At 70.7% G+C, this 10904-nt stretch carries 11 protein-coding genes and 1 tRNA gene; 7 read left to right on the top strand and 5 right to left on the bottom strand.

The window, feature by feature from the left end; translation table 11 throughout:
- The 3 genes from AC30N0_RS19120 to AC30N0_RS19110 all read right to left on the bottom strand — a co-directional run.
- Positions 1-168 (bottom strand): hypothetical protein (locus tag AC30N0_RS19120; RefSeq protein ID WP_489519475.1); only part of this gene is annotated, 168 nt, incomplete at its 3' end.
- Entirely contained in the window at positions 126-506 is a 381-nt protein-coding gene (locus tag AC30N0_RS19115) for a hypothetical protein (protein ID WP_489519474.1), read from the bottom strand. The genes AC30N0_RS19120 and AC30N0_RS19115, both read right to left, overlap by 43 nt.
- A gap of 67 nt (positions 507-573) precedes the next feature.
- Positions 574-650 (bottom strand) — tRNA-Met (locus AC30N0_RS19110).
- Positions 651-756: 106 nt separating this feature from the next.
- Between AC30N0_RS19110 and ftsY the strand changes: the two genes are divergently transcribed.
- The gene (gene ftsY, locus AC30N0_RS19105) at positions 757-2007 is read left to right on the top strand and encodes a signal recognition particle-docking protein FtsY (RefSeq protein WP_489519473.1); all 1251 of its coding nucleotides are present in this window, start codon (positions 757-759) and stop codon (positions 2005-2007) included.
- Between the two features lie 14 nt (positions 2008-2021).
- Here ftsY and AC30N0_RS19100 read toward each other — a convergent pair whose 3' ends face one another.
- Both AC30N0_RS19100 and ffh read right to left on the bottom strand, forming a co-directional pair.
- Positions 2022-2747 (bottom strand): DUF2726 domain-containing protein, encoded by a 726-nt coding sequence (locus AC30N0_RS19100; protein ID WP_489519472.1) that lies wholly within the window; start codon positions 2745-2747, stop codon positions 2022-2024.
- Between the two features lie 83 nt (positions 2748-2830).
- Positions 2831-4201, bottom strand: coding sequence for a signal recognition particle protein (ffh, locus tag AC30N0_RS19095; RefSeq protein WP_489519471.1), 1371 nt, complete (start codon positions 4199-4201; stop codon positions 2831-2833).
- Positions 4202-4292: 91 nt separating this feature from the next.
- Between ffh and AC30N0_RS19090 the strand changes: the two genes are divergently transcribed.
- The 6 genes from AC30N0_RS19090 to AC30N0_RS19065 all read left to right on the top strand — a co-directional run.
- Positions 4293-5090 carry a cytochrome C assembly family protein gene (locus AC30N0_RS19090; RefSeq protein ID WP_489519470.1) on the top strand — a complete coding sequence of 266 codons (798 nt, stop codon included), beginning with the start codon at positions 4293-4295 and terminating at the stop codon, positions 5088-5090.
- A gap of 6 nt (positions 5091-5096) precedes the next feature.
- Positions 5097-5339 carry a PP0621 family protein gene (locus tag AC30N0_RS19085; protein WP_489519469.1) on the top strand — a complete coding sequence of 81 codons (243 nt, stop codon included), beginning with the start codon at positions 5097-5099 and terminating at the stop codon, positions 5337-5339.
- Positions 5336-7189, top strand: a complete 1854-nt coding sequence (locus AC30N0_RS19080; protein WP_489519468.1) for a sensor histidine kinase — start codon at positions 5336-5338, stop codon at positions 7187-7189. Before AC30N0_RS19085 ends, AC30N0_RS19080 begins: the two co-directional genes overlap by 4 nt.
- Positions 7186-8739 (top strand): sigma-54-dependent transcriptional regulator, encoded by a 1554-nt coding sequence (locus tag AC30N0_RS19075; protein ID WP_489519467.1) that lies wholly within the window; start codon positions 7186-7188, stop codon positions 8737-8739. Before AC30N0_RS19080 ends, AC30N0_RS19075 begins: the two co-directional genes overlap by 4 nt.
- Entirely contained in the window at positions 8736-9302 is a 567-nt protein-coding gene (gene ampD, locus AC30N0_RS19070) for a 1,6-anhydro-N-acetylmuramyl-L-alanine amidase AmpD (RefSeq protein ID WP_489519466.1), read from the top strand. Before AC30N0_RS19075 ends, ampD begins: the two co-directional genes overlap by 4 nt.
- A 281-nt stretch (positions 9303-9583) precedes the next feature.
- Positions 9584-10904 (top strand): ribonucleotide reductase N-terminal alpha domain-containing protein (locus tag AC30N0_RS19065; RefSeq protein ID WP_489519465.1); only part of this gene is annotated, 1321 nt, incomplete at its 3' end.

Below are 10904 nucleotides of genomic sequence, written 5' to 3'. Positions count from 1 at the left end.
GACGTCGGTGGTGGGCTCGTAGCCCTCGACCGCGTGCAGCACGTCGGCCATCTTGTCCGAGTCGTAAACGTTCATCTGGCAGCCGAAGGTCTTGATGAAGACCTTCGGCCTGGCCGACGGCGCGCTCACGGCTTGATCCAGACCTGGGCCGCCGGGTCGAAGGTCCATGCCTGCGCCTCGCCGGGCGTGGTCGGCCACGGCCGGACCGCAGCTTCGTCCGGGCGCAGGATCCAGACCTCCTTCACCAGGCCGCTCGTGTCGACGGTGTAGTGAACGAGGAAGCGGCCGCCGAGCAGGCCGCTCGGGACCACCGACATGTTGTTGCCGTCGCGGATGCGCGAGCCGGGGGCGAGGCGGGCACGTTGCCCATTGAGGACGATCTCGGGCGCTTCGCCGATCACGATCGCACCGCGCAACGCGGTCGGCGGAAACGCCCGCTGGACCTGGCCGGCAGCCGGGGCAGCCAGCCCGAGGGCGGCGACGAGGGTGAGCATCGATCGAAGCATGGTGCTTTCCGGCTGGGCCCGCCAGGCGGCCCGGGAACCGGCGCGCCGGGGCGCTCGCGGGGGCATCTGGTGGCGCTTCAGGGACTCGAACCCCGGACCTGCGGATTATGATTCCGTCGCTCTAACCGACTGAGCTAAAGCGCCTGAGCCCACGAGTATAACGAGCCGATTCCGGGCGTTTGACGCGGTCCGGGAGGCCCTTCGATTCCGCGCGCCCATCGCCCCCGGCGCTTCCTGCATCGGCTTGCCCATGTTCAGCTTCTTCAAGAAAAAGCCGCCGGCGGAGCCGGCCCGCGAACCTGTGCGCGAGGAACCTGCGCCGGCCGCTGCGGCCGAATCTGACGGCGCGCAGCGCCGCGGCGCGCTCGATTGGCTGGGCACCGATGTCGGCGAGCTCCTGTTCGGCCGGAAGGACAAGCCGGGGAAAGCCGCCGGCGAGGCCGAGGCACCTGTCCAGGGACCGGTTGCGCCTTCGCCCGAGGCGGCGACGCAGGCGGTCGCGCCGAAGGAGGCCCCGGCGCCCGGGCCGGCCGGCGGAGCGTCCGCGGCCGAGCGTGCAAGCTGGGTCTCCAAGCTCAAGAACGGCTTGCGCCGCACCGGCTCGACCATCGCCGACGCCTTCGTCGGGGCCGAGATCGGCGATGAGCTGTACGAGAACCTGGAAGCGGCCCTCCTGCAGGCCGACACCGGTGCCGCGGCGACGCGCTACCTGCTCGACGACCTCGAGACCCGGGTCAGCCGCGCCCACGTGCGCGACGCCGCGGCGGCTCGTCGCCTGCTGGCGCGCTGTGTCGAGGACCTGCTGGCGCCGCTCGAGAAGCCGCTCGTCATCGGCGAGCACACGCCCACCGTCATCATGGTGGTGGGCGTCAACGGTGCCGGCAAGACGACGAGCGTGGGCAAGCTGGCGCGCCACCTCATCGATGCCGACCGCAAGGTCCTGCTCGCTGCCGCCGACACCTTCCGGGCCGCCGCGCGCGAGCAGCTGCTCGCCTGGGCCGAACGTGCCGGCTCGGGTCCCGCGTCTCGGCAGCGCGCGGCCGGCAGCATCGAGATCGTCAGCCAGCAGGGCGGCGATCCGGCCGGAGTCACCTTCGACGCCGTGGTGGCCGGCAAGGCACGCGGCTGTGATGTCGTGATCGCGGATACGGCCGGCCGCCTTGCGACCCAGGCGCACCTGATGGAGGAGCTGAAGAAGATCCATCGGACCATCGGAAAGGCCCAGCCCGGCGCGCCGCACGAGGTGCTGCTCGTGATCGACGGCAACACGGGTCAGAACGGGCTCACGCAGGTCCAGGCCTTCGATGCCGCGCTGCGGCTCACCGGCCTCATCATCACCAAGCTCGACGGCACCGCCAAGGGCGGGGTGCTGGCGGCGATCGCGCTCTGGTCGCGCGAGCGCGGCGAGCCGTTGCCGGTGTACTTCGTGGGCGTGGGCGAAAAACTCGCCGACCTGCAGACCTTCCGTGCGGGCGAGTTCGCCGACGCCCTGATCAGCTAGGCGCTGGATCCGCCTCAGCGCTGCTCGGGCGGCGGCAGTTCCGCCGAGACGGATTCCATGTCGTCGTACCAGGTGTTGTTGCTGGGCTCGAGCACCTCGATGACCTCATCCTGGGACCAGTCGCGGTCGGTGTCTGCGAAGGGGTCGGCACTCGGACCCGGGACGACGACCGCGCTACCGGCCGCCACCGCGGCCAGGCCAGCCGCGGTCACCCCCGACGCCGCGGGCAGCGGCTTCTTCGTCAGGTGAGCAGGGACCGCGGGTGCGTTCGGCAGGATCTTCTCGCGGGCGGCCTCGATCGTCGGCAGCTTCTCCTCGTTCCAGACATGGAGCGGGATGTGGGCGGCCTTCAGACTGCGGGCCAGCCGCTCCTGGCGGACCTGCAACCTCTCGTTGAGCTGGTCGGCAGGAGGCCGGACCTCGACAACGCCCACCACCTGCGAGGTGACGTCGCAGATCACGAAGTCGACGCACTGGCTGCCGATCCGCCGCATCCATTCGGCGTGCGAATTGCGTTTCGGCACGGTCAGGAAGCGAGCGACCGGCACCTGCGCCAGGATCATGTAGCCGGGAAGGGCCAGCTTGAGTGTGCTGAAGGCAAGCCGCTCGGTCGAGCGGAGGACACGCGTGGGCTCGGGCGGCCAGCCAGCCAGCGTGTCGAGCCGTTCGGCAGGCTGCTCCGGGCGCTCGACGGGACCCTGCCGGCGCGCCAGCCACCAGATCAACGCCGCCGCCGCCATCGCGGCGACGATCGAAACCAGGTAGTAGGGGTTCATCGATCCTTTCGTGGCCGTATTGAGGCCGGCGAGTCAGCGGGCTCGCTTCAGCGCATGCCGCCGAAGCCCTTCATCGCGCCCATGCGCTTCATCATCTTCATCATCCCGCCGCCCTTCATCTTCTTCATCACGTCGCGCATCTGTTCGAACTGGTTGAGCATGCGATTGACTTCCTGCACCTGAACGCCCGCTCCGCCCGCGATCCGGCGCTTGCGCGCAGCCTTCAGCAGGTCGGGCTTGCGCCGCTCCAGCGGTGTCATCGAGCAGATGATTCCCTCCATGCGGCGCACGTCGCGCTCGGCACGCTCGATGTCGGCCGGGCCCAGATTGGCGGCCCGTCCTGTCATCTGCGAGGGTAGCTTGTCCATCAGGCCGCCGAGGCCGCCCATCTTCTTCATCTGTGAAATCTGCGACAGGAAGTCGTTCAGATCGAAGCTGTCGCCAGCCTTGACCTTGTCGGCGAGCCGCTGCGCGGCGGCGACATCGACGCCCTTTTGCACCTCCTCGACGAGGCCGACGATGTCGCCCATGCCGAGGATGCGGCCGGCGTGCCGCTCGGCATCGAAGACCTCGAGGCCGTCGATCTTCTCGCTCGTGCCGGCGAACTTGATCGGCGCGCCGGTGATGGTGCGGACCGACAGCGCGGCGCCGCCGCGCGAGTCGCCGTCGGTCTTGGTCAGGACGATGCCGGTGAGGGGCAGCGCCTCCTTGAAGGCCTTGGCGGTGTTCACCGCATCCTGGCCCTGCATCGCGTCGACGACGAACAGGGTCTCGACCGGGCGCAGGGCCGCATGCAGGTCGCGGATCTCGGCCATCAGCTTCTCGTCGATGGCGAGCCGTCCGGCGGTGTCGACCAGCAGGACGTCGAAGTAGTGCCGCTTCGCGTGATCCAGCGCTGCGCGGGCGATCGCCACCGGCTGGTCGTCCTGGGTCGACGGGAACCACTCGGCGCCAGCCTGCTTCGTCACGACACGGAGCTGCTCGATGGCGGCCGGACGGTAGACGTCGGTCGACACCGTGAGCACCTTCTTCTTGCGCTTCTCGATGAGGTGGCGGGCCAGCTTGGCGGTGGTCGTCGTCTTGCCCGCGCCCTGCAGGCCGGCCATCAGGATCACGGCCGGAGGCTGCGTCGCCAGGTCGAGGTCGGCGACGCCTTCGCCCATCGTCGCCGCGAGCTCGCGGTTGACGACACCGACGAAAGCCTGCCCGGGCGAGAGCGATCCGGCGACCTCGGCGCCGAGCGCCCGGTCCTTGACGCGGGCGATGAAGTCGCGGACGACCGGGAGGGCGACGTCGGCCTCGAGGAGAGCCATCCGGACCTCCCGAAGCATCTCCTGGACGTTGTCATCGGTGATGCGGGCCTGGCCGCGCATCGTCTTGACGAGCCGGCTCAACCGGTCGGTGAGGGCAGAGGCCATGGGCTGCGCAGGCGCCTGGCAGGCGCGGGTGCGAAAGTACACTTGGCCGATGATTCTATCGTTCGGCCCTGACCGGGGCGGGCTCGGACCCATGGCGCTGACGCTGGGCCTGCCGAGCGTCCTCGCCCTCGCGTTCTATGCGATCGCCACCCTGCGCAGCGAGCGGTTCTCGTCGGCCCTGCGGGCCGCGCTCTTCGCTGGCTGGATCGCGCAGGGCCTCTCCATCGTGATCGACGTCGCCGGCATCGGATCGGATGTGCCGGGGGCGCGCTTCGGCTTCGCCCCGGCGCTGTCGATCACGCTCTGGCTGGTGCTGGCGGTGTACGAGCTCGAGGCCCGCGTCTTGCCGGTGCCGGGGGCGCGGCGGACCCTGGCGGCCAGCGGCATCGTCGTCGTCCTCCTGGCATGGCTCTACCCCGGCCAGGCGGTGGGGCCCACCACGTCGATGTGGGCACCGCTGCACTGGCTGCTCGGCATTGCCTCGTATGGCCTCTTCGGCGTCGCCGTCCTGCATGCCTTGCTGCTCAACCGCGCCGAGCGGCAGATGCGGAGAACCGGCGCTGCGGCACCGGCACCGCCCGGCGGCCTGCCGCTGCTGCGCCTCGAGCGGCTGACCTTCCGTTTCGTCGCTGCCGGATTCGTCGCCTTGACGGCGGCCATCGCGCTCGGCGCCTGGTTCGCCGACCCTTGGCGATGGGACCACAAGGCCGTCTTTTCGGTGCTCGGCTGGCTCGTCTTCGCCGGCCTGCTGGCGGGACGGCGCGCGTTCGGCTGGCGCGGTCCCACGGCCACCCGCGTCGTCCATGCCGGTGCGGCGCTCCTGCTGCTGGCCTACGTGGGCTCGCGCTTCGTCCTCGAGGTCGTGCTGCATCGAACCCCGAGCGCCTGAGCGGCCATGAAGATCTTCCTGTTCCTCGTCGCGGTCGTCGTGCTGCTGTGGCTGTTGCGCGGCAGCTTCGGCCGGCGCGGCGGCCCGGGCCCGGCCGCCCCGCCCCGGAGCGGGCCCCGGCCGATCGTCGCCTGCGCCCAATGCGGCGTGCACCTGCCGCGCGACGAAGCGTTGCCTGGCCGCGGCGGCATCTTCTGCGGCGAGGCGCATCGGGTCGCCTTCGAAGAGGCGAACGCGAACGACCGATGAGCAGCGACGCAGCCGATCGGCCGCGTCGGCCGTCCAGCGGCGAGGAGTCGTGGTTCGGGAACTTCGGCAGCACCGGCGATGCACCGGCGCTCGGCGAGGATTCGCGCTTCGCCGCCTCGTGGCAGTCCGACCCGGACCCATCGGCGCGGCGCGCCTCGAGCCGGCCGAAGTCGATGGCCGGGACGACCTTCGAGCGCATCTACGGCGCATTCATCGCGGCGCGGGCCGCGCTCGGCGTCGCGGTCGCCCTCACCGTGGCCCTGACCAGCGTTTTCGGCCCGCGGCCGCCCCCGGAGGTGGTCGTCATCACCATCACCTACGCGGCGCTGTCCATCAGCATGTGGCTGCTGCCGCGCCTTCGTCGCGGCGCGGCGCCGCACGCCTTTGCGCGCCTGCAGAGCCCGCAGTGGATGGCGACCATCGGCGCCGACCTGCTGCTGTTCACCGGCCTGCACATCGCCTCGCCCGGATCGAGCATCAACTACGTGGCGCTGCTCGTTCTGCCCGTGCTCATGGCCGGCGTGCTGACGCCGCGGGCGCTGGCGCTGGCGACGGCCGCCGCCGCGACCTTGGCCCTGCTTGGCGTCGCCTGGCTCAATGCCGTCAGCGGCGGGGACAAGACCTTGCTGATGACGCAGGCCGGCCTGACCGGCAGCGGCTTCTTCGTCATCACGATCCTGGCCGGCGAACTCGCGGGCCGCCTGGCGCGCGAGGAGCTGAGCGCCCGCGGCAGCCTCGAGCTGGCCCGGCAGCAGGCGCAGCTCAACCGACTCGTCATCGAGGAGATGGAGGACGGCGTGCTCGTCGTCGACCGGGCCGGCAAGGTCCGCGCCGCCAACCCGTCGGCGCGTCGCCTGCTGGCGCCTGAAGGCACGAGCCGGCCGGCGCCGTTCCAGCTGCGCGGCGTTCCGGCCTGGGGCGCGCTCGTCGCCGCGGTCGAGCGAGCCTTCGCCGAAGCCTCGTGGCCCGAGGTCGGGCGTGACGTGCCGCTGCAGTTCGCGCCGGACACGCACCGGACCCTGCGCGTGCGGGTCCGCTTCACGCGCAGGCGGGAGCCCGCCGCGGCGGAGGAGTTCTGCGTCCTCTTCCTCGAGGACGTGCGCAACGTGCAGGCGCGCAGTCGCCAGGAGAAGCTCGCCGCCATGGGCCGGGTCTCGGCCGGCATCGCGCACGAGATCCGCAACCCGCTCGCCGCCATCTCGCAGGCCAATGCCCTGCTGTCGGAAGACGCCACCGACCCCGGGCAGCGGCAGCTGATGCGCATGGTCACCGAGAACGTCGAGCGGCTGAAGCGCATCGTCGACGACGTCCTCGAGGTCGCGCCGGGTCAGGCCCAGGAGGTCGGGGCCATCGACGCGACGGCGCAGATTGCCGCCTTCAGCGCCGAGTGGGCGGTCGCCGCGGGGATGGCCACCGGTGCGGCCAGCGTCCTGCGCCTCGACCTGCCGGCCCGGCCCCTCGGTGCCCTCTTCGATACCGAACACCTGCGTCGGGTCCTGGTCAACCTCCTCGACAACGCCCGCCGTCACGCCAGCGACAAGCCGGGCGCGATCGTGGTCCGCCTCCAGGGCTCGCCCGAGAGCGACGCGCGCGCCGCCTTCAGCGTCCTGAGCGACGGCCCGCCCATCCCGGCAGACGTGGAACCCTATTTGTTCGAGCCGTTTTTCTCGACAAGGAGCCGCGGCGCAGGCTTGGGTCTTTACATTTGTCGCGAGCTCTGCGAACGATACGGGGCTCGCATCGACTATCGGCTCCTGCCGCCTGGTCAACGGCACCGGAACGACTTCTTCGTCGACATGCGCCGGGGCGCGCTGCAGCCGGCCGAAGATCGACTCCACCTCACCCCATGACCACTGCATCGCATTTCAGCCTGCTCGTCGTCGATGACGAACCCGACCTGCGGACGCTCTACGAGCTGACGCTGCTTCGCGAGGGCTACGACCTCGACACCGCCGGCACGGTCCAGGAGGCCCTGCTGCACCTCAAGGACCGCACCTACAGCGCGGTCATCACCGACATGCGCCTGCCCGACGGCACCGGGCTGGACATCCTGCGCTGGCTCGAGGAGGGCGGCCGGCGCGAGAAGGCGATCGTCATCACGGCCTACGGCTCGTCCGAGAACGCCGTCGAGGCGCTCAAGTCCGGCGCCTACGACTACCTCACGAAGCCGGTCGACCTGAAGCAGTTCCGCGGCGTGATCGCCTCGGCGCTCGGCCGGGGCGGCAGCGGCGGGCCGACGGTCGATCCGTCCAGCCTGCCGTCGGAGCACCGCGGCGGCGTGGCGCCGCCGCGCCCGCCGGCACGGGTCGTGGCACCGGCGGCGGCGGCGCCGGTCAGCCAGGCCCTCGGCCGGATGGCGGGCACGTCGATGGCGATGCAGCAGGTGCGCAGCCTGGTCGAGAAGGTGGCACGCAGCATGGCGCCGGTGCTCGTCAGCGGCGAGTCGGGTACCGGCAAGGAGCTCGTCGCCCGGGCGATCCACGAGGTCAGCGTCCGCGCGTCGATGCCCTTCGTTCCGGTCAACTGCAGCGCCATCCCCGAGCAGCTGCTCGAGGCCGAGTTCTTCGGCTACCGCAAGGGCGCCTTCACCGGCGCGAACGAGGACCGCGAAGGCTTCTTCCAGGCCGCCCACGGCGGCACGCTGTTCCTCGACGAGATCGGCGACCTGCCGCTGTCGATGCAATCGAAGCTGCTGCGCGCGATCCAGGAGCGATCGGTGCGCCCCGTCGGCGCCGTGGCCGAGCAGGCGGTCGACGTGCGGCTGCTGAGCGCCACCCACAAGGACCTCGGCGCCGAAGTGCATGCCGGCCTGTTCCGGCAGGATCTCTATTACCGCCTCAACGTCATCCAGATCCGGGTGCCGCCGCTGCGCGAGCGCCTCGAGGACCTGCGCGTGGTGAGCGAGCGGATCCTCGAGCGCCTGGCCCGGGACGCGGGCGTGTGGCCGGCCCCGCGCCTGACCCGCGACGCGCTGGTCCACCTGGCGCGCTATCCGTTTCCCGGCAACGTCCGCGAGCTCGAGAACCTGCTGCACCGCGCGGTGGCGCTCTCCGGCGCGGAGGAGCTCGACGTCTACGACCTGGGTCTGCCGGAATCGGTGTTCACCGACAGCGCCGCGCAGGAGCTCGACCAGATCGCCGCGGCCGGTGGCGAAGCGGCGGCGCAGTCGGCCCGGGCCGCGGCGCGCATGGTCCCGGTCGAGGAGCCGTTGCCGACCGACCTCGCCAAGTTCCTGGACGACGTCGAGCGCGACATCCTCGTCCGCGCCCTCGAGCACCATCGCTTCAACCGGACCGCCGCCGGCATCGGCCTCGGTCTGTCGCTGCGCCAAATGCGCTACCGGATGGCGCGCCTGAACGTCAACGTCGGCGGCGACGCGTCGAACGCCGATCGCGAGTGACCGGTGGGACCTGGAGCGGCGGCTGGCTGAGCCGGGCCCGTCGCGCCGTCTCGCCGAACTTCGGGCCTCGGCCCGCCGGCACGGACGTCGACCTGGTCGTCGTCCACTCCATCAGCCTGCCGCCGGGCGTGTTCGGCGGCACGGCCGTCGAGCGGCTGTTCGCCAATGCGCTCGACTTCGACGAGGACCCGGCCTACGACGCGATCCGCGGCCTCGAGGTCTCGGCCCACTTCCTGCTGCGGCGCACGGGCGAGCTGGTGCAGTTCGTGTCGTGCGACGACCGGGCCTGGCACGCCGGCGAGTCGACGTGGCGCGGCCGGCCCGGCTGCAACGACTACTCGATCGGCGTCGAGCTCGAAGGGCTGGCCGGGGGGGCTTTCGAGGCCCTCCAGTACCGGGGCCTGGCCGCGCTCCTGACCGACATCGCGGCGCGCTATCCGATCACGGGCATCGCCGGCCACGAGCACATCGCACCGGGCCGCAAGGACGATCCGGGGTCGGGTTTCGACTGGGCCCGACTGCGTCGCGCGATGCGCAAGTACCCGCTTCGTTTGCCGATCTGACGCAGGCGCCGGGCAGCCTTTGGCGAGGCGGCAGAAGGCGCTTTGGGGGACAATCGGGTATCGTGACTTTTGTACGGGTCACAAGGGTTCACACGCTATAGGTAGTGCTTGTTGCCCGCTGACACCCCAGATATAGTGTCCCGATGGCAAGCTGGATTTTCGAGATCGCCGCCGAGCAGGTCCGTCCAGAAGCCCGCCCAGAAGCTCGTCCGCCGACGCCGGCGAAACCAACACATTCCTGAGCGCCGCGACGCGCGCCCGGGAGCTCCAAAGGGGATTTCATGCAAGCAACCACCGCCCAGGCGACACCCGCCGTCGTCGCCTCGCTTCGGCCGGCCACCCGCACCGGAGCGGCATCGTCGGCCTACCAGGGCTACCAGATCCTGCGCCGCAACGGTGCCGTCGTGTCGTTCGAGCCGAACAAGATCGCCGTCGCGCTGATGAAGGCGTTCCTGGCCGTGCACGGAACGCAGGGTGCGGCATCGGCCAGCGTCCGCGAGACGGTCGACGGCCTGACCGAATCCGTCGTCCGCGCCCTCCTGCGTTCGCGGCCCGGTGGCGGCACGTTCCACATCGAGGACGTGCAGGACCAGGTCGAGCTCGGCCTGATGCGCGGTGGTCACCACGAGGTGGCCAGGGCCTACGTGCTCTACCGCGAGCGGCGGGCCCAGGAGCGGGCCAAGCAGGGCGCTGCGCCGGTGATCGCGATCCCGGCGCTGATGGTCACCGACCGCGGCAACCGGGTGCCGCTCGACCTCGCCCGCCTGCAGGCCGTCATCGAGTCGGCCTGTGCCGGTCTCGGCGCCGATGTGCGGCCCGAACCGATCTTCGCCGAGACGCGGCGCAACCTGTACGACGGCGTGCCGATCGACGAGGTTCACAAGGCCGCGATCCTCGCCGCCCGGACCCTGATCGAGAAGGACCCCGGCTATACCCGCGCCACCGCCCGGCTCCTGCTGCACACGATCCGCCGCGAGATCCTGGGCGAGGAGCTGCTGCAGGCCGACATGGAATCCCGCTACGCGGAGTTCTTCCCGCTGTTCATCAAGAAAGGGGTGGGCGCCGAGCTCCTCGACGACAAGCTGCTCCAGTTCGACCTGGCCCGGCTCGGCGCCGCTCTCAAGGCCGAGCGCGACCTGCAGTTCGACTACCTCGGCCTGCAGACGCTGTACGACCGCTACTTCCTGCACATCGAGGAGGCCCGGATCGAGCTGCCGCAGGCCTTCTTCATGCGCGTGGCGATGGGCCTGGCCCTGAACGAGATCGACCGCGAGCAGCGCGCGATCGAGTTCTACGAGGTGCTCTCCACGTTCGACTTCATGAGCTCGACGCCGACGCTGTTCAACGCCGGCACGCGCCGCTCGCAGCTCTCGAGCTGCTACCTGACGACCGTCTCCGACGACCTCGACGGCATCTACGAGGCGCTGAAGGAGAACGCGTTGCTGCAGAAATTCGCCGGCGGCATCGGCAACGACTGGACACCGGTGCGGGCGCTGGGCTCCCACATCAAGGGCACCAACGGCAAGAGCCAGGGCGTGGTGCCGTTCCTGAAGGTCGTCAACGACACCGCGGTCGCGGTCAACCAGGGCGGCAAGAGGAAGG

Source organism: Rhizobacter sp., assembly GCF_031412495.1.
GTDB lineage: Bacteria > Pseudomonadota > Gammaproteobacteria > Burkholderiales > Burkholderiaceae_C > Schlegelella_A.
This window is presented reverse-complemented; position numbering and strand designations above follow the sequence as displayed.

Excerpts from the sequence above, each read along its gene's own strand:
- AC30N0_RS19115 (WP_489519474.1), bottom strand. The coding sequence starts at position 506 with ATGCTTCGATCGATGCTCACCCTCGTCGCCGCCCTCGGGCTGGCTGCC.
- ftsY (WP_489519473.1), top strand. The coding sequence starts at position 757 with ATGTTCAGCTTCTTCAAGAAAAAGCCGCCGGCGGAGCCGGCCCGCGAA.
- AC30N0_RS19100 (WP_489519472.1), bottom strand. The coding sequence starts at position 2,747 with ATGGCGGCGGCGGCGTTGATCTGGTGGCTGGCGCGCCGGCAGGGTCCC.
- ffh (WP_489519471.1), bottom strand. The coding sequence starts at position 4,201 with ATGGCCTCTGCCCTCACCGACCGGTTGAGCCGGCTCGTCAAGACGATG.
- AC30N0_RS19090 (WP_489519470.1), top strand. The coding sequence starts at position 4,293 with ATGGCGCTGACGCTGGGCCTGCCGAGCGTCCTCGCCCTCGCGTTCTAT.
- AC30N0_RS19085 (WP_489519469.1), top strand. The coding sequence starts at position 5,097 with ATGAAGATCTTCCTGTTCCTCGTCGCGGTCGTCGTGCTGCTGTGGCTG.
- AC30N0_RS19080 (WP_489519468.1), top strand. The coding sequence starts at position 5,336 with ATGAGCAGCGACGCAGCCGATCGGCCGCGTCGGCCGTCCAGCGGCGAG.
- AC30N0_RS19075 (WP_489519467.1), top strand. The coding sequence starts at position 7,186 with ATGACCACTGCATCGCATTTCAGCCTGCTCGTCGTCGATGACGAACCC.